This window comes from Chryseotalea sanaruensis, assembly GCF_003990915.1.
In the GTDB taxonomy this organism is placed as follows: Bacteria; Bacteroidota; Bacteroidia; order Cytophagales; family Cyclobacteriaceae; genus Chryseotalea; species Chryseotalea sanaruensis.
Window position 1 is genome coordinate 89627 of record NZ_BHXQ01000008.1, and the last position, 17328, is coordinate 106954.

At 38.6% G+C, this 17328-nt stretch carries 16 protein-coding genes; 8 read left to right on the plus strand and 8 right to left on the minus strand.

Features of this window, described 5'->3' with window-relative positions:
* Positions 1–115: 115 nt before the first annotated feature.
* Positions 116–1582 (minus strand): MocR-like pyridoxine biosynthesis transcription factor PdxR, encoded by a 1467-nt coding sequence (pdxR, locus tag SanaruYs_RS18820; protein ID WP_127124165.1) that lies wholly within the window; start codon positions 1580–1582, stop codon positions 116–118.
* 218 nt (positions 1583–1800) lie between these two features.
* Between pdxR and SanaruYs_RS18825 the strand changes: the two genes are divergently transcribed.
* The 4 genes from SanaruYs_RS18825 to SanaruYs_RS18840 all read left to right on the plus strand — a co-directional run bounded on the left by SanaruYs_RS18825 (position 1801) and on the right by SanaruYs_RS18840 (position 6445).
* On the plus strand, positions 1801–2709 hold the full coding sequence (locus SanaruYs_RS18825) for an EamA family transporter (RefSeq protein ID WP_127124166.1): 909 nt from the start codon (positions 1801–1803) through the stop codon (positions 2707–2709).
* Between the two features lie 1160 nt (positions 2710–3869).
* Complete coding sequence (locus SanaruYs_RS18830) at positions 3870–4730, plus strand: DUF6799 domain-containing protein (RefSeq protein ID WP_127124167.1); 861 nt, start codon at positions 3870–3872, stop codon at positions 4728–4730.
* Between the two features lie 114 nt (positions 4731–4844).
* On the plus strand, positions 4845–5729 hold the full coding sequence (locus SanaruYs_RS18835) for a hypothetical protein (RefSeq protein ID WP_127124168.1): 885 nt from the start codon (positions 4845–4847) through the stop codon (positions 5727–5729).
* Between the two features lie 23 nt (positions 5730–5752).
* A complete protein-coding gene (locus SanaruYs_RS18840) occupies positions 5753–6445 on the plus strand; it encodes a peroxiredoxin (RefSeq protein ID WP_218022482.1) in 693 nt (230 codons plus the stop codon).
* Between the two features lie 128 nt (positions 6446–6573).
* On the opposite strand, the gene SanaruYs_RS18845 is transcribed toward SanaruYs_RS18840, so the two are convergent.
* Together SanaruYs_RS18845 and fabV are read right to left on the minus strand one after the other, a co-directional pair.
* Complete coding sequence (locus SanaruYs_RS18845) at positions 6574–7263, minus strand: DUF4253 domain-containing protein (protein WP_127124169.1); 690 nt, start codon at positions 7261–7263, stop codon at positions 6574–6576.
* A 198-nt stretch (positions 7264–7461) separates the two neighbouring features.
* Positions 7462–8655, minus strand: coding sequence for an enoyl-ACP reductase FabV (fabV, locus tag SanaruYs_RS18850; protein ID WP_127124170.1), 1194 nt, complete (start codon positions 8653–8655; stop codon positions 7462–7464).
* A 208-nt stretch (positions 8656–8863) separates the two neighbouring features.
* Here fabV and SanaruYs_RS18855 point away from each other — a divergent pair, with 208 nt between their 5' ends.
* Positions 8864–10726, plus strand: a complete 1863-nt coding sequence (locus tag SanaruYs_RS18855; protein WP_127124171.1) for an ATP-binding protein — start codon at positions 8864–8866, stop codon at positions 10724–10726.
* On the opposite strand, the gene SanaruYs_RS18860 is transcribed toward SanaruYs_RS18855, so the two are convergent.
* Both SanaruYs_RS18860 and SanaruYs_RS18865 read right to left on the minus strand, forming a co-directional pair.
* The gene (locus SanaruYs_RS18860) at positions 10716–11234 is read right to left on the minus strand and encodes a SixA phosphatase family protein (RefSeq protein WP_160118725.1); all 519 of its coding nucleotides are present in this window, start codon (positions 11232–11234) and stop codon (positions 10716–10718) included. The two genes, SanaruYs_RS18855 and SanaruYs_RS18860, sit on opposite strands and share 11 nt — an antisense overlap.
* 15 nt (positions 11235–11249) lie before the next feature.
* Positions 11250–11744: a nuclear transport factor 2 family protein gene (locus SanaruYs_RS18865; protein ID WP_127124173.1), complete on the minus strand. Its 495-nt coding sequence runs from the start codon at positions 11742–11744 to the stop codon at positions 11250–11252.
* A gap of 134 nt (positions 11745–11878) precedes the next feature.
* Here SanaruYs_RS18865 and SanaruYs_RS18870 point away from each other — a divergent pair, with 134 nt between their 5' ends.
* Genes SanaruYs_RS18870 through mnmA form a run of 3 tightly spaced genes read left to right on the plus strand, consistent with a single transcriptional unit; the run spans position 11879 to position 15532 of the window.
* Complete coding sequence (locus SanaruYs_RS18870) at positions 11879–13024, plus strand: tetratricopeptide repeat protein (protein WP_127124174.1); 1146 nt, start codon at positions 11879–11881, stop codon at positions 13022–13024.
* Positions 13025–13081: 57 nt separating this feature from the next.
* On the plus strand, positions 13082–14290 hold the full coding sequence (locus tag SanaruYs_RS18875) for a peroxiredoxin family protein (protein WP_127124175.1): 1209 nt from the start codon (positions 13082–13084) through the stop codon (positions 14288–14290).
* A gap of 54 nt (positions 14291–14344) precedes the next feature.
* Complete coding sequence (mnmA, locus tag SanaruYs_RS18880) at positions 14345–15532, plus strand: tRNA 2-thiouridine(34) synthase MnmA (RefSeq protein ID WP_127124176.1); 1188 nt, start codon at positions 14345–14347, stop codon at positions 15530–15532.
* On the opposite strand, the gene SanaruYs_RS18885 is transcribed toward mnmA, so the two are convergent.
* The 3 genes from SanaruYs_RS18885 to SanaruYs_RS18895 form a co-directional block, all read right to left on the minus strand.
* The gene (locus SanaruYs_RS18885) at positions 15529–15768 is read right to left on the minus strand and encodes a hypothetical protein (RefSeq protein WP_127124177.1); all 240 of its coding nucleotides are present in this window, start codon (positions 15766–15768) and stop codon (positions 15529–15531) included. The genes mnmA and SanaruYs_RS18885 overlap by 4 nt on opposite strands.
* Positions 15769–15905: 137 nt before the next feature.
* A complete protein-coding gene (locus tag SanaruYs_RS18890) occupies positions 15906–16595 on the minus strand; it encodes a fibronectin type III domain-containing protein (RefSeq protein ID WP_127124178.1) in 690 nt (229 codons plus the stop codon).
* 16 nt (positions 16596–16611) lie between these two features.
* Positions 16612–17178: a DUF502 domain-containing protein gene (locus tag SanaruYs_RS18895; RefSeq protein WP_127124179.1), complete on the minus strand. Its 567-nt coding sequence runs from the start codon at positions 17176–17178 to the stop codon at positions 16612–16614.
* Positions 17179–17328 lie beyond the last annotated feature (150 nt).

The following is a 17328-nucleotide window of genomic DNA, read 5'->3' on the forward strand; positions in this document are numbered from 1 at the left end:
AAGTCAGGCAACAGTATGATGAATCATTCAAGCAAATAGGTATGCTTACTGCAATGATATGTTGTTGTGACATTCAATTGATGCCCTGGCCACAAGATTTATACCATTGATTTGGTCACAGACATGTTTTTAAAATCCTCACTGCTTTTTCCTGCTCGTTAAAATTCAAAGAAGCGAAGCCAAGTCTTACCGAATTGTACTTTACTTTATCCGTATCATAGTCTTTTCCATTTCTAATGATGAGTCCATTTTTCAACGCGCGCTGAGCAACAATGGATAAGTCGGCCTTGTGGAATTTTGTCCAAACCGACATTCCTCCTGCGGGGATGTCAAAAGATAAATGCTTACCCAATTCTGTTTGTAATAGTTTACACAAATGATCTCTGCGTTCTCTATACAGATTTACCGATTTTTTAATATGCCTTGCCATCGTTCCGTCTTTGTATAATTCAGCAATGGCATTTTCCATCAGACTGTCTCCTTGTGTGTCGATTGATTTTCGAAGATGAGTGGCCGAACGAATAAACGATGCAGGAGCAACGATAAAGCCAAACCGAATAGCCGGTGCCAGGGTTTTGGTAAACGTTCCGATGTAAATTACATGACCATTCCGATCGAGACTTGCCATTGGCATAATGGGCTTACTGGAATAATGAAAGTCATAATCATAGTCGTCTTCAATAATTGCAAACTTATACTTTGCCGCTAACGCAAGCAGTCGTATTCTTCTTTCGGATGATAAGGTTACAGTAGTAGGATTGTGATGATGTGGAATTACATACACCATTTTTATTTTCTGCCGTTGGCAGATTTCTTCCAGCGTGTCAATATTGATTCCTTTATCATCTACAGGTAAGTGGATTACTTTAGCACCGAGTTGCCGAAAAGTAAGATTAGCTGCAGCATAACCAGGACTGCCTGCAATTACGACATCACCGGGTTTTAAGATTATAGATGCAGCAAGGTACAATCCCATTTGCGCCCCTCTGGTGATAAGTATATTTTCAGAGGAGCTTGGCAAACCTCTGGTCTCATTTAAAAATGCAGACAAAGTTTCCCTCAACATGATGGTTCCTTGTGCACCGCCATACATCAGGTATTTTTTTTGAAAAGCCAGTTTTGAAAGCCGTCTCATGGTTTTAATCAGCTGTTCAGTTGGGGCAATGCGAACGTCCGGGAACCCATCGTTAAATATCAGTTTATCGGTTGGGGGAAAATCCGAGAGTTCAATTGGTATAATTCTCTTTTCATCATATTGGAAGCCGGTTTTGTCAGCTATTGTGAAAACCCTTGTTTCTTCGGTTATCTTCCCGGGTGTTAAAAGAGGAAGTATCTTTTTGATAAAAGTACCTTTCCTCGGAAGTGTTTCGATCCAGCCTTGTGCATCCAATTCATTCAAGGCGGCTACCACCGTCATCCGATTGACTTGTAGCAGTGTGGCAATCTTTCTTGATCCTGGCAATTTCAACCCTTTCTTAAATCTTCCCTGCCGAATATGTTGAATAAAGCCATTGCTTATTTGAATATAAACCGGTGTATCGGATTGGGCATCGATTATTATTAATTGCTTTATAAGATTCATATCTGGATTAGCTGATATTTAAAATCTGGATTATTTACATCATCCAACAAATATGGACTTTTAGGTCGTGAAAGTAAAACACAATCTGTTTATAAATCAATGTCGGTTAGTTAAGCTTCCCTATTCATCCTCTCCCCAGAGAGGATTGGAAGTGAGGCCATAAAAAAGACTTAACTAAACGACATTGTGTTTTTGAATAGAAATAGCATGATTAAGAAATGAATCGACAGAAACAAAAAACCATTCTTGCCTTTGCAGCCATCTACCTGATTTGGGGGTCCACATTTTTTGGCGTTTCCATCGCGCTTAAATCTTTCCCACCATTCCTGTTGTCGGCATTGCGATTTCTGATTGGCGGATTACTCTTAACAGGCTATTGTTATTTTAGAAAACAACCCATGCCATCGGTAAAGGAGATCCTGAGTTTTTCATTTTGGGGCATTATAATTTTTGGAGGCGGTATTATTGCCGTTGTCTGGGCTCAGCAATATTTACCCTCTTCACTGGCGTCCTTAATCATTACTACTCCGTTTTGGTTTATCGTTTTGGATAAATCACACTGGCACATCAATTTTAAAAATTACTGGACAATGACCGGACTTATTGCAGGGCTTGCCGGTGTACTTCTTCTCATGTCTCAAAAGTCATCCAACCAATTTCAGGGTGTTGATTTTACACAAACCAAAGCTATACTCGTGATGGTTGCGGGCAGTATGCTTTGGGTTATCGGGTCACTTCGTTTAAGGGGCAACCAGAGTAGCATTTCTGTTTATGCAAAAACTTCCATACACCTGTTGGCAGCTGGTGTTTTTGCCATTGTGGTATCCTTGCTTTCAAATGAATCAACCAGTTTTAATTGGCAGGCCATCCGTATCGATTCACTGTTCGCCTTGTTGTTTCTTGCTATACTCAGCACTACCTTAACATTCATCGCGTTTGTTTGGCTGATCCAAACGAAACCCGTAGCCATGGTTAGTACCTATTCTTACATAAATCCGATGGTGGCTGTATTGCTAGGCGTATTGGTTGGGGGTGAATCTATCAATACCATACAAGTTGCTGCCATGTTCATCATCCTGTCGGGTGTGTTCCTTGTTAATATTCCCAAGTATAAACTCAAAATTTGAAAATAGCGTTTATTGTGTAACATACGGTAGCATGTTGAACAGTTGAGTTTGGATATAAACAGATTATTATTTCTTTTTTGGTTTTGCTTCGGGCAACTCTTTTAATGAGATGCGAACCAATCTACTAAGCCATTCGCTGTTCTCAATTTTATCTTCAATCAGAAAACTTGGTTTTGCTCCGGGATAAGGTGGAGATTCTATTACTTCACCACGCTGTTCGACATGTAAGCGCAGTGCATGCCGAACTTCAAATAAAATGGATTTTTAATCCATCTTTAAGATTTAACTAATTTTAACAAGCGCTACCTCCCTCTTCATCTCTCGACACACTTCATGTTGCCAAACTTGTTGGTGAGCCTACGCGCTGATGCTGGCGCACAACACCAACAAGGGCTGAGTGTTGACATTGCTGTTGCTAAAAATTCCAGCAAACAGATTCTGTAAATCGGCAGGGTAATCTCTGGTAGATGTCCCATAAATATTTCCGTTCCCATCCATATCAGCCACAGCATCTAAATGTGATGGTGTGTTCTGATTTGTTCTGGCAAGTTCTCCGACAAAATTAAAAGTGGAGTCGTTTACTCTTGTAGCATAATATAGCCGGGTAGTTATTTAATCATTCAAATTATTAAAGAACAGGCAGTTTCCATCAGCAGATAAAAATGGCTCCATGGCATCAAATAATAAACCGTTAATGGTTACAAATTTTCAGCATCAAATGATGAATATCGAAGAGTAATGTCATCGTCTTTTGATGAGCAAGGCAAGATCAATAATGATACAACGAATATTGAATAGATATTTATTCTCATTAACATTATTTAAATCGTTGCCAATTACCGAGCATTCGGATCTAAGCGCATATTATTTCCATTCAAGACACACATATTTTTATAATTTTTTGATAGCCCAGCACTAATATGTCGCACAACGCATGTTCGCGCTTTTTTATTTTAATGATCAAAATCATTCGTTCAGTTGAGGTTAAAATATACTGCCCGATAAACTATCTGTCTTAACGTTGTACCTGATGACTGAAAAATGGAAGTGTTGTACGTACATGACAAGAATCATATTTCTATGTGACCCCGGTTACAGATTAATAGCTGTGAAAGATCGATTTTTAGTCTTTCAAAGAAGGGGCTTAAAAACAATCAATTATGAAAAGGATAATTCAATTTTCAGTGGCCTTTATGCTGGCTACCGTTTTGATTCCGGTTCAAGGCCAGGATCAAATTCGTCTTCAGGAACATCTTATGTTAAAAGATGGTAAAATGTATCAGGTAAGAGATCAGGAACAAATTCAATTGAACCAACAGCTCAAATTACAAAATGGAGGTTTGGTCAATCCCGATGGAAGCTATCAACTCCAAAATCAAAAACAGCTTAGACTAAAGAACGGTGAATGTCTGGATATGGATGGTAACCGGTACGCAAATCAACAGGAATTCCGTCAGCAGATGCAATACAGAGAGCAAGCGATGGCACAAGAGCATCTGATGTTACAGAATGGCCAAATGTACCGCATTCATAATCAACAGAAAACGCAACTGCAACAACAACTCACGCTTCAAGACGGAGCAATTGTAAATCCAAATGGAAGTGTGCAAACAAAGGATCGCAAACAACTGCAGCTAAAAAATGGAGAATGCCTGGATATGAATGGGAACCGCTATGCTTCTCAGCAGGAGTTTGGTCAGCGAATGGCTCAGGCAATGGCACAGGAGCATCTGATGTTTCAAAATGGTCAGGTGTATCGTATTCAGAATCAGCAGAAAATTAAGCTGGAGCAACAGCTATCACTTCAAAACGGAACTACTGTTAATCCTAACGGAGGTGTGCAAACTAAAGACCGGAAACAACTTCAGTTGAAGGATGGAGAATGCATGGACATGGCCGGAAACCGTTATGAAACTCAGGAGCGTTTCAGGGAAAAAATGGCACAACGGAACATGGAAAGGATGGATAAGGAAAGAGGAAAGGAAAAAATGGATCCTAAAAAAGGGAAAAAGAATAACTAAATCATTTCCGCAAAGAAACTGTATCACAACTGAAAGATGAAAACATGTTGTGATACAGTTTACCTTGGCACAAGAAATTCAGATTAGCATTAATAAGGGCTTTGAACCCATGTTATGAAGTTATTCAATTTTACATTCCTGTTTATGTGGGTTCTGATTATTTCACAATCCACACAAATGGCATACTCTCAATTGTATGAGTCTCCAGTCTACGACTCAACAATTGACAAATCAGAATTACGCATTGGTGTTCGTTATTCAAGCGATTATTATTATATGGGAAGGGCTGATTCAGCAGCGGCTCCTTATTTATCACCATCGATTGGATACTATCACAAATCCGGGCTTTCTATCCGGAGTTCGCTTTCTTACCTGACAGCCTCGGGTGAAGGAAGGATTGATCTATACACTTTATCAGGAGGATATGATTATTACGGGGAGAAAGTGGCTGCGGGATTTTCCGTTTCCGAATACTTCTTCAACGATCTTAGTTATGCTGTACAGGCTGAAATGAGCACATACTTCAACGCCTATACAGGTTATGATTTTTCCGCATTTATGCTTTATGTAGATGCCAGTCTTGGCTTCAGCGAAGGAACCGATGTATTTCTGGGTGCTGAAATTAACCGTACTTTTTATGCTGTGAAAAATAAATTACGTATAACGCCTGCAGTTTATATTAATGCCGGAACACAAAAGTACTATAGTGAATACTACAATATGAGAAGCACGCAGACTGGTACTGGCAAAGGCAAAGGAGGTAAACAATCTGTTCCTATACAGGATGTGCAAATTTTAGAATCAGAAAAATTTCAGGTATTGGACTATGAGGCCGACTTACAAATCAGTTATAAAATCCGAAATGTTCGTTTCTTCATTTCAACAACATGGACTTTCCCTGTAAACCCGGCTACAATTGTTACTGACACAGGCGCTAATGAGGAAGACCTGAAAAATGGTTTTTACTGGTCGTCCGGTGTGCGCTTAACACTTAAATAAAATACAAACAATACATTAAAACTATGGAAACAATTGAACAGATAGTGGCCATGCCACGAATAGGTGATCAGGCCCCTGAATTTAAAGCCATTACTACTCAAGGAGAAATTAACTTCCCCGCTGACTACAAGGGTAAGTGGGTGATTCTTTTTAGTCACCCGGCAGACTTTACACCCGTATGCACCTCAGAGTTTATGACCTTTGCAAAAATGGAACAGGAATTTGCAGCTCATAATTGTCAGTTGGTTGGCTTATCTGTTGATGGACTATACAGTCATATTGCCTGGCTTCGAACAATCAAAGAGAAGATTGAATATAGGGGAATGAAAAATGTAGAGGTGAAGTTTCCATTGATTGAAGATATTACAATGAACGTGGCCAAAAAATATGGTATGATACAGCCTGGTGAGAGTTCCACAAAAGCAGTGAGGGCTGTGTTCTTTATTGATCCCAAGGGAATAATAAGAGCAATAATATACTATCCGTTGTCGCTGGGTAGAAATTTTGATGAACTAATGAGAGCTTTAGTAGCCATGCAGACTGCTGACAAACACAGTATTGCTACTCCTGCTGACTGGCGCCCAGGCGATGATGTTATTGTACCCCCAGCTGGTTCATGTGGTGTTGCCAAAGAACGAATGGATAATGTAGAAGCGGGTGTTAAATGCTACGACTGGTTTTTCTGTACAAAAGAATTACCCGTTGAGAATGTATAATAATAGCACTGCAGAAAAAGTAAAAACCTTGATGTTCGACATGAGTAGTGCATGTCGAACATCAAATAAAACGGATTTTTAATACGCCTTTAGGTCTTAACCAATTTTAATAAGGTTATAGACTATCATTAATCCCACCACAAATAAAGTTGCTGTGTCCTTGTTATAGATAGCTGTAATTCTTCCAATGTCCCGGAACCCTGATCAACAATATCCGGGCAAAATTCATATAGATCTTCACTATGCTTATTTAAATCAGTAGGTGTATTCTCATAGTAAGCTTGAACAACATCAAAACCGGAAGCAACTATATCTAAACCATAAGCATGGTGCCATTCAGTTAATTTTTCGATTATATCTTCGGTAAAGATATCATGGTTCACTCCATTTGTTCCTTCAAATCGAATTAAGTCAAACATGTCATCAGTTTTTAGAATCGTCACTTCTTCAGGAGAATATCCCGAATTCATTTCTGATATGTAGATAAAATGCCCTTTTTCTCTAAATTTTTTCCTGAGCTTTTGAATAAGCTCAAATGCCATATCCTCTGAAGCATTAAATGATATTCCTCCAATTTTTTTGTTAATAAAATCCGAATAAGAGATTGAATCCTTAAAACCCAATTCAGCATCGATACTGCCCGATGCTTTTCTAAAAGCACTGTCTGTATATGAACGCAGTTCCATCAATAATTCAGTGTCCAGCTTATATTCCTCTATTAACTTTGTTTCGTCATCCGAAAATTGCTTTTTTGATTGATTGCAACCAAAAAAGGAAAAAAACATGAGCATTAGAATAAAGATTTTAGTCGCATTCATAAGTTTTCAATTAAGTTCAAATAAGTTTATCTGTACACAAGTAAGTATTTTATAAACCAGCTATTGTTTATCATTTACTAATATCGAGAGATTTTATCTACTTCTGCAAAGAACCTATAGTCGAACTAAAAATTATTTCAAAAAAAATCCTTTCCAGTTTTCACTGAAAAGGATTTAATAAAAAAATCAATTCAATAATTATTCTACCAATCCTGGCATACTTACATTCTCATCTGTATCTGCCGCGTAATCTACACCCGCTACAGCAAAACCAAACAGATTTAAGAAATCAGTTTTGTAACCTGGTAAGTCACCAATGGCTGGTAATGTTTCCGTTGTTGCCTGCTCCCACAATTTTGCTACTTCACTTTGCACATCATCTCTCATCTCCCAATCGTCAACTCTTATTCTTCCTTTATCATCTGTTGGCGTAGCATCACCATGGTAGAGTCTATCGGCAAACAAACGTTGCATTTGTTCTATACAGCCCTCATGTATGCCTTTGGCTTTCATGATTTTGTAAAGCAAAGAAATATACAATGGAATAACTGGTATTGCAGAACTTGCTTGTGTTACCAAAGCTTTATTTACAGAAACTAAAGCTTTACCATTAATAGATTTTAATTTATCAGCTATTGTAAAGGCAGTAGCCTCTAAATGGTCCTTAGCACGACCGATAGTACCCTTGCGGTAAACGGCTTCTGTTAAACCCGGGCCGATATATGAGTACGCAATAGTCATGGCACCTTCGCTCAATACACCAGCTGCCAGCATTTGCTCCATCCACATTTGCCAATCTTCACCACCCATAACGGTAACGGTATTGGCAATATCATCTTCGGTAGCCGGATCTATCGAAATGTTGGTGACAACACCTGTATGGAAATCAACAGTCTTGTTACTGAAGGTCTGACCAATCGGTTTTAATACAGAACGATGCATCACTCCGGTTGTTGGATGGGTACGAACCGGTGAGGCCAAGCTATAAATTACTAAATCAACCTGACCTAGGTCTGCCTTAATCAAGTCAATAGTTTTCTTTTTAATTTCGTTAGAGAAAGCATCACCATTAATACTTTTAGCATACAAGCCCGCTTTTTGCGCCTGCTTCTGGAAGGCTACACTGTTATACCATCCTGGTGAGGCAGTTTTACCTGGCGATGGTGCTTTTTCAAAAAACACACCGATAGTTGCGGCATTACTTCCAAAGGCAGCTGAGACACGGGACGACAAGCCAAAACCGGTTGAGGCACCAATTACCAATACTTTTTTCGCACCATTTATGGCACCCTTACTTTTTACGTAATTAATCTGATTAATAACATTTTGTTCGCAGCCCTGAGGGTGTGCCGTTAAGCATATAAAGCCGCGCATTCTGGGTTCAATAATCATAGCAATCTTTTGTTTATTAGTTAAACAGGGTATATACCATACCCTTGTGAACGTAAATATATCTAATTAATAACAATTCAATTACAGTTGCTTAACAGCTTAATCGGAACCAGCCAGTGTGGTCCAACATGATTACCCAACATTTATGTTAACAATCTCATAATACAAGCGCAAAATTAAAGGCATATGCTTTCCATAATTTTGCACTATGCCCAAGCATTTTTTTAAGCTGAATACTATTTCAAAACGGCTCTTCCTCTCATTAGGAATTCTTATCGCGAGTATCATTGTTGTTAGTACCCTTGCCCTGATTTTCCAATCAAAAATCAGGTCTATCCATGCTATAGAACAGGCCATCAGCGGTGAGCGTATACTTATTGTAAGATTAATCAAAACAGACCTTGATTTTTTGCGAATTGAAATTCACAACAATGATTTCTTCAAGACTAGAGAAAGTCAGTTACTGAAAGAGCGTAATATTCTTGCCCAAACGGTGAAAGAACAGATGCGCACCTTACGCAATTCTATGATTGATAACGATTTCAGAATCGATCATGAATTTGAAATCATTGACAGTCTACTGACAGAGTACAATAAGACTTTTCAACAACTTACCGATCGCATACTTGTGCGTGGATTTAAAGATTTTGGCCTTGAAGGTGAAATGCGGTTTCAGGCGCACGAACTGGAAAAGCAGCAAGACATAATTTCAATGGTGAACTTGCTCATGCTACGCAGGCATGAGAAAGATTTTATGTTGCGTAAAGAGGAGCATTATCTAGTTCAATTTAATAAACTCGCCAATTCCCTCATTATTAACCTCACGAATAAAAACAAAAACACGACACTGCTCGAACATTATCAGGAAGCTTTTAATAGTCTTGCTTCTATTGATAAAGAAATAGGTTACGATTCGTCCAGAGGTTTGCTTGGCTTATTGAATAAACAAACCACTAGCATATCTGCAAAACTTGATGAGCTCATAAAATTATCAAACTACAGAACGCAAGAAATAGTTAATAACAGCGGTGTTGTTTTTTTAAGTATAGGTCTTTCCACCATTTTAATTTCATTATCCATTGTGTATTACACTGCATCGCGTTTGGCAGTGCCCTTGAAAAAACTTTCTGGTTCTATGAACAAATTTATTCTGCATGAAGGGTTAAATGAAAAGGAATTTAACCTTGATTATGAAACCGATGAAATTAGTCGGTTAGCACAATCATTTATAACCATGAGTAGAAAATTAAGGGTGCAGTTCAGTGATATTGAGCATAAAACACAATTACTTGAAAAACAGAATGAAGAGCTTAAAAAGCTTAATGAAGAGTTAGATCGTTTCATTTATAGTGCAGCTCATGATTTAAAATCACCACTTGCTTCGCTCTCCGGCCTCGTAAACCTTGCAAAAATTGAAATCAATACAAAATCACATAACCACTATTTTGATATGATGTCTGCTTCAATTATTAAACTTGATAGTTTCATTAAAGACATAACTGATTATGCAAAAAACAAAAGACAACACCTGAACATTCAGGAAGTTGATTTTGCTAAAGTGGTAGAAGACATCTTACAAAGTCTGGATCATCTTCCACAAGCCAGCCGTATACAATCGTTTATAAGAGTAAGTGGCACAAAATTCAATTGTGATAGAATGAGATTAGAAATAATTTTGAAGAATCTTATTTCTAACTCGTATCGTTATTATGCACCCAATAAACAAAATAACTATCTGTTTATTGAAGCTAACATACATGATGATCAGGTGAGTATTGAAATCATGGACAACGGTATAGGTATTGGCAGATCACACCTACCCAGAATATTTGATATGTTTTACCGGGCAGTAGATAATGCCCATGGTTCTGGGATTGGGCTTTTTCTGGTAAAGGAAACTGTAAAGATGCTGCATGGTAAAATAACGGTGAAGTCAAGTCTTAAAAACTGGACGCGCTTTACCATTACTCTACCTAACAGCTATGAAAATCATTCTATTGAGCCTGAAACCGATAAGATCGAAATCACTGAAAAAAATATTGTACTAGAGAAATCCATACTCAATAACTGATCTGCAGTGTAGATCCGTTAACACCTTTCTCAATTACGTTTACGATGAGCACGTTTTCATAATAACTCTCATCATAATCACCAAATTCCTTTTTACCCAACAGTGTATTGGCTATCCAGGGTATGTTATTGGAGTGTCCTACAATTAATACAGTTTTGCCTTTATGCTCGCTAGCCATCTTTACAATTTCATCATCTTTAAAAGGCTCGTACTGCAATACCGTTTGCCCCAATTGCTCCGCTAAAGGCTTCACGGTATTCATAGTACGCTTATAGTTGGTTGAGTAAATAGCAGCAATACTTTGCTTCTTCAACATATTGGCCAAACGCAAAGCACGTGCTTTACCAACCTCGCTTAGCTCAGGATCTTTACTGCCATCGGCTACTTTTTCCGCATGGCGCACCAAAATAAAAGTGGTTACCTGTTTGTCCTGCCCATGTGCAGAATTGCCTAAGGCAAAAAATAATACCAGACACAATACGATCTGCAGTGGAGTTATCAGTTTCATTATTTTCATACTTAATTACTTTGAATGTTTCGTTTTAATTTCTTCAGGTATATTGCATCCGTCCTTTCTTCGGGTATCTGCCAGGTGAAAAATCTTCCAGCCATCTTTTGTTTTGTAGAGTTGGAAGGCATCTACACCACAATGACTAAAAGTGTGATCAATATAAAAAGCGTAATCACACCAGGCCTGTGCAAAATCACCATCAAGCTGAATGTTTACATTCCAAAACTCCTCGGTCATTTTTTCTTTTCGCGGAGTACCTATTGCTTTCAGCATTCCATTCATAGACGATTCTCTTCTCAGCACCGGCTCCCCCATTTTATTGCGTGCAACGGTGGCCATAGTGGCACTCTCATCAAAAACACTGTGGACCTTACTACTGTCACCTTCATACATCCCATCAAATAGGGTTTTAATTACAGCGTTAATGGCTTGTTTGTCATCCGCTTGCGACCAGGCTGTGGTGGTCAGCAAAACCAGACAACTGGCTAGTAAAAGGGAATTTTTCATATGTTTCAGTTTTTAGCAAATCTCACGGTAAAAGCCGGCTTTTGTTTTACTTATTATGCCAATGGCCTTTATCGATTTGGCTAGCTAAATATGAATAATATCTGCTATTTTTAACCAATAATTTCCCTAATAATATGCGTAAAATCCTAGTTATCAGTCTTTTTACCCTAAGCTTCGGTATATTATCTGCACAAAGCCCCATTGATAGCTTAAAGGATGTTGCGATGAGCGTGGAAGGCGAGCAAAAGGTGAAGGCCTTGAATGAGCTTTTTAGGGCTTACCAGGAAGCTGATCCGGTAACTGCATTGGGTTACACCCGCGAGGCTCTTAACCTGGCCACCGAAATTGGAGATAAAAAGGGTATGGCTGCTTCTTACAATAACCTGGGCGTGTCTTACCGCCAGCAAGGAGCCATTGATAAAGCGTTGGAGTATTATATTAACTCTTTAAAAATTTACGAAGAACTTGATAATAAGGAAGGCATAGCCACTCTGAAAAATAACATAGCAAACATCTATTCCATTAAAAAAGATTTTGGCCTAGCTGTCAGTTACCTGGAGCAATCATATGCTTTGTTCACACAACTGCAAGACAAGAAAAAGATAGTTGGCTCTATGAATAATCTAGGCAATCTTAATAGCGATTTACAGTTATTCGAAAAAGCGATGCGCTACTATTCTGAAGCCTATCAATTAAGTCAGCAGGAAGGAATGAAGTTTGCAGACCCACTTACCAATCTGGGTAATATCTATTTCAAGCAGGGTAATTATCAACGCGCAGTTGAGTTCTACAACAAGGCACTAGACATCGAAAAGGAAAATAATAACAAACTGGGTATGCTCAGTATACTTACTAACATAGGTGCTACCTATACTAAGGCTCAAATGCCTAAACCTGCACTGGAATACCTGAAAGAAGCTGAAAAACTGGCTGAAGAACTACAAGCTTTCAGTTATTTACCAAATATTCTTAGAAGCCATGCAGATATACTTTATCAACAGGGAAAATCAAAAGAAGCTTATGAGACCATTCTAAAGTACGACTCTCTAAGAGAAAAAATTTATGGTGAAGAAAGCACCAAAAAAATTGCACAAATGGAATTGGTGCTAACCTTTGCAGAAAAGGAACGGGAACTACAATTATTACAAAAGGAAGGTAAAATTCAAACACTTGAACTGCGTAACACACGTTTGTTTATTGTAATGATCATTCTAGGTGGTCTTATGCTGATTGGAGGTTTTAATCTTTACTTTATGAGTAATAAAAAGAAGTTGTTGTAAACTTTTTTCACTCCATTTCAGTTTTTTCTATTCATGATTTAACAATCATTCCCGAACATGTATCGTATATTTCTATTTCTGGCAGTTGCCTCATTTTTCTTATCCTGTAGCTCAAAAACTAAAGACCTTAGCGGAACCTGGCGTGCTGTTGTAACTATGCAGGACCAGGAACTGCCCTTTACTTTCACTTTAACAAAAGAAAAGGATCAGTACTCCGCAATTATCCGCAATGCAGAAGAAAAATTAGCCTTAGATGATGTGCGCCTCGAGGGTGATACCTTGGTACTGGTAATGCATATTTTTGATGCCCAGATTCGCGCCAAAGTACTTGATGATAAACTCAGTGGCGTATTTATTAAAAATTATGAATTAGACGCCACTGTTCCTTTTGAAGCAACAAAGGGAGATAATTATCGCTTTGCTAAAAAAGAGAAAACCAATTTAGATTTTAGTGGTAAATACAGCGTAACCTTTACCAATGAAAAAGATACAACCCAGGCAATAGGGGTATTTACACAAAATGAAAATGAGGTTAAGGGCACCTTTCTCACCCCCACTGGTGATTACCGGTACTTACAGGGCAATATCGTTGGCGAGACTATGAAACTGAGTGCCTTTGATGGTAACCATACTTATGTGTTTACCGCCAATGTAAAAGGCGACAGTATCATGGGTGATTTTTATTCAGGCAAAACCTACCATCAGGTATGGAAAGGCATCAAATCTGAAAGCGCATCACTCCCCCATCCTGAATCACTTACTTATTTGAAAGAAGGTTATGATAGAATTGAATTTAGTTTTCCGGATGTAGAAGGTAAAAAAGTAACGCCACAGGACGATAAGTATAAAAACAAAGTGGTCATCCTCCAACTCTTCGGAACGTGGTGTCCTAACTGCATGGACGAAACAAGATTTTTGGCTGATTGGTATACACAAAACAATACGCGCGGGGTTGAAATTATTGGACTGGCTTATGAAAGAAAAGACGATTTTTCTTATGCCAGCGACCGTGTAAAAAAGATGAAAGAAAAATTAAACGTTACTTACGATTTTGTAATTGCCGGTGTTAATGATAAAGTTAAGGCTGGTGAAACCTTGCCTATGCTGAACAAAGTTGTAGCCTTCCCCACCACTATTTTTATTGGTAAAGATGGAAAAGTAAAATACATCCATACAGGCTTTTCAGGGCCGGGTACGGGTATCTATTATGAGCAATTTAAAGAAAGTTTTAACCAAAAAATTAATGAACTTTTAGCTGGAGGCTAGAGGCTTGAAGCATGTAGCTTAAAGCCTGCAGAACAGAAATCAAAGAACAAAACTATGTCACTAGGAACAGGAAAACGTGTAGTTGTCGGATTATCAGGAGGAGTTGATTCCAGTGTTACTGCTTACCTTTTACAACAAGAAGGCTACGAAGTAATTGGTATGTTCATGAAGAACTGGCATGACGATTCCGTAACCATCAGTAAAGAATGCCCGTGGCTTGACGATAGTAACGATGCCATGATTATTGCGCAACAACTCAATATTCCTTTTCAGGCAATCGACCTAAGCACAGAATACAAAACCAGAATTGTAGACTACATGTTTGCCGAGTACGAACGTGGCCGCACACCCAATCCTGATGTACTCTGTAACCGCGAAATAAAGTTTGATATCTTTTTAAATGCCGCCATGAAACTCGGTGCCGATTATGTGGCAACGGGCCACTATGCGCGAAAAGGTTCTACCGTTGTCAATGGCAAAACGGTTTACCAGTTATTGGCCGGCAAGGATAACAACAAAGACCAAAGCTATTTTCTCTGTCAGCTAAAGCAGTCGCAATTAGCCAAGGCACTTTTTCCTATCGGTGAATTAACCAAACCTGAAGTCAGGGCCATCGCAAAAGAAATTGGTTTAGCCACAGCCGAGAAAAAAGATTCGCAAGGACTCTGCTTCATTGGTAAAGTTCATCTGCCCGATTTTTTACAACAACAACTCAAACCCAAACAAGGTAAGGTTATTGAAGTACCTGCACAGGCTGAAGTATTTAATCTGGGTTTCGATTTAAATGATCTGGCAAGCAGCACCAAGGCTTATCCGCTAAGCGCGGATGCTGGTCGTGTGGTTGGCGAACACAAAGGCGCACATTACTATACTATTGGTCAGCGTAAAGGTTTGAATATGGGTGGTCATGAAAAACCACTCTTTGTGATTGGCACCAACACGCAAGAGAATGTCATATACATGGGCATGGGTGAAGACCATCCTGGTCTCTACAGAAAAGGTTTGTTCATTCCAAATGAAGACGAACATTGGATTAGAGAAGATATGGTTTTATCATCAGGAGAGTCTGCGAATTATTTGGCTAGAATTCGTTACAGACAAAAGCTGGAGCCTTGCACTTTATATAAAAAAGAAGAAGGTCTTTATATTGTATTCGAAAATGCACAACGTAGTATTACACCAGGTCAGTTTGCAGCTTGGTATAAAGATGAAGAGCTGATTGGCTCTGGCGTTATCAACTAATCTGTCAAAAATTTTATTGCCTCCTCCTCTGTATTACATGCCTTGAAGTTTACCTTCATGAAATACGTTATGCCTTTGAGTAAACCAATTTTTGCACCAGCTATACCTAAAAATGCTCCTTTAGGTATAAAAGGCTTAGTGGCTTGTGTAAAAGCATAAGCAGCTTTCATATATTCTGGAGAGCCATAAGTATTTATGTAGTTGGCAATGAAGTATGATTCCTTAGCTTCCGCCAAAACTCATTCGGTATGTTTCTGCGTAAGCTCAATCATCTCTGCCTGCTTCAACCCACTGTAATCAGCAAGAATAATATCCTTACCATTAATGGTAATCTTCATAAGTCGCTCAGTAGATGGAAAGAGATTCAAAGGATTTAATTTGTAGTTGTAAACGAAAGCAAATCACCATACACTACTACAGTAGCCTCCTCATTGCTTACAAAAGCCCTGTAATAATAGGTAGTTTGCGCTTGCAATGAAGTCAAGGTTGATTGGTACGTTAATGGTGTTGAGGCAGTACCGGTAACCACTACGTTGCCTTGCAGAATAGAATTAAAAGGTGTGAGTGCCCATACAAAGCCATATTGCGCTGTTGTTAATTCATTTAAATCAATCAACTCACCATTTAGCTTAGCAGTACTATTTGTTAACTCATCAGCTACCAGTGTGCGCACATAATCAGCTGGCAAACTTGTAGTAAATGCAATTTCTTCACCATAATAAATATTAGTGAATCCATTAGTTGAAGCAAAAGCGCGTACAAAGTAATCTGTACCCGGACTTAGGTTAGTAACCTCGTAACTGAATGGCAACTCACCTTCTGATGATTCACCCACTACCACTTTACCTTGTGCCGAAATTACATCTACACCATTGGTTGTCGACCACAAAAAACCGTATTGAACTGGTTTAATCGGACCCACTTCCAACAACTCCGCTTGTAGTACAGCTTTATTTAAACCAACTGCACCCGTACCCCTTGTTTCTACTTTAGGTTTATCTGCTTCATCTTGCTGGCAGGCAAGTAGCGATAGTGCCAAGAATAGAAAAATAATTTTTTGCATACCTAAATATACTAGATTATTGCTGCTCATTAAATCCGGAAATACCACCCGACACAATGTATTTCATAGCTACTGGCCCTGAAATATTGAGTGGCTTAATATTTTCCTTTGGCACAATGTAATGTATGCCTGAGAACGCATAAGAGTGTGGCAGATACACAGATACCATATCGTTCAGACCCAGAGAGGTTAAATCACCTTGTGTAATAAACCCGATCTGAAACAATTGATTCTCGTTGTTAATTTTCACCAACACAGGTTTATTAAATTTCTTTTTATCACCAACAAAAGCATTGAGCAAATCTTTTAATGAAGAATAAATTAACTTCACTAAAGGTATTCTGTTCATGCCATGATCAAACCAGGTAGATAATGTTTGAAAAGCAAGGTTTGAAGTGAGGTAGCCAAAACCAGTAATAGCAACCAGTATTATTACAAAACCTAATCCCGGATAAGGCAGGTTAAGCAAACTATCGAGCCAGCTAAACGACACAAATATAAAATAGGCTGTAGCTGTTAGTGGTACAATAAATAACGTACCACTAAAAAAATAGCGAAGTAATTTTCTAAAGGTGCTTTCCATAGTTGTAAAAATTGGCTATCCGTTTCTTCACCCTTAAATCCGTCCGACTGCTGTTTACTTCAGTATTCATCAGGCAAACGGATCTTCTTGTTTGTCGATTTTTCGTAAGCTGTATAAACGGATTAGCAGATTATAAAAAAAGGCTTCTGT

What these genes read in the sequence shown, in the direction of transcription:
- SanaruYs_RS18860 (WP_160118725.1), bottom strand. Translation starts at nt 11,234, where the DNA reads ATGAAACTGATAACTCCACTGCAGATCGTATTGTGTCTGGTATTATTT.
- SanaruYs_RS18845 (WP_127124169.1), bottom strand. Translation starts at nt 7,263, where the DNA reads ATGAATGCGACTAAAATCTTTATTCTAATGCTCATGTTTTTTTCCTTT.
- pdxR (WP_127124165.1), bottom strand. Translation starts at nt 1,582, where the DNA reads ATGAATCTTATAAAGCAATTAATAATAATCGATGCCCAATCCGATACA.
- SanaruYs_RS18835 (WP_127124168.1), top strand. Translation starts at nt 4,845, where the DNA reads ATGAAGTTATTCAATTTTACATTCCTGTTTATGTGGGTTCTGATTATT.
- SanaruYs_RS18865 (WP_127124173.1), bottom strand. Translation starts at nt 11,744, where the DNA reads ATGAAAAATTCCCTTTTACTAGCCAGTTGTCTGGTTTTGCTGACCACC.
- mnmA (WP_127124176.1), top strand. Translation starts at nt 14,345, where the DNA reads ATGTCACTAGGAACAGGAAAACGTGTAGTTGTCGGATTATCAGGAGGA.
- SanaruYs_RS18855 (WP_127124171.1), top strand. Translation starts at nt 8,864, where the DNA reads ATGCCCAAGCATTTTTTTAAGCTGAATACTATTTCAAAACGGCTCTTC.
- SanaruYs_RS18890 (WP_127124178.1), bottom strand. Translation starts at nt 16,595, where the DNA reads ATGCAAAAAATTATTTTTCTATTCTTGGCACTATCGCTACTTGCCTGC.
- SanaruYs_RS18895 (WP_127124179.1), bottom strand. Translation starts at nt 17,178, where the DNA reads ATGGAAAGCACCTTTAGAAAATTACTTCGCTATTTTTTTAGTGGTACG.
- SanaruYs_RS18840 (WP_218022482.1), top strand. Translation starts at nt 5,753, where the DNA reads ATGGAAACAATTGAACAGATAGTGGCCATGCCACGAATAGGTGATCAG.
- SanaruYs_RS18830 (WP_127124167.1), top strand. Translation starts at nt 3,870, where the DNA reads ATGAAAAGGATAATTCAATTTTCAGTGGCCTTTATGCTGGCTACCGTT.
- SanaruYs_RS18825 (WP_127124166.1), top strand. Translation starts at nt 1,801, where the DNA reads ATGAATCGACAGAAACAAAAAACCATTCTTGCCTTTGCAGCCATCTAC.
- fabV (WP_127124170.1), bottom strand. Translation starts at nt 8,655, where the DNA reads ATGATTATTGAACCCAGAATGCGCGGCTTTATATGCTTAACGGCACAC.
- SanaruYs_RS18875 (WP_127124175.1), top strand. Translation starts at nt 13,082, where the DNA reads ATGTATCGTATATTTCTATTTCTGGCAGTTGCCTCATTTTTCTTATCC.
- SanaruYs_RS18870 (WP_127124174.1), top strand. Translation starts at nt 11,879, where the DNA reads ATGCGTAAAATCCTAGTTATCAGTCTTTTTACCCTAAGCTTCGGTATA.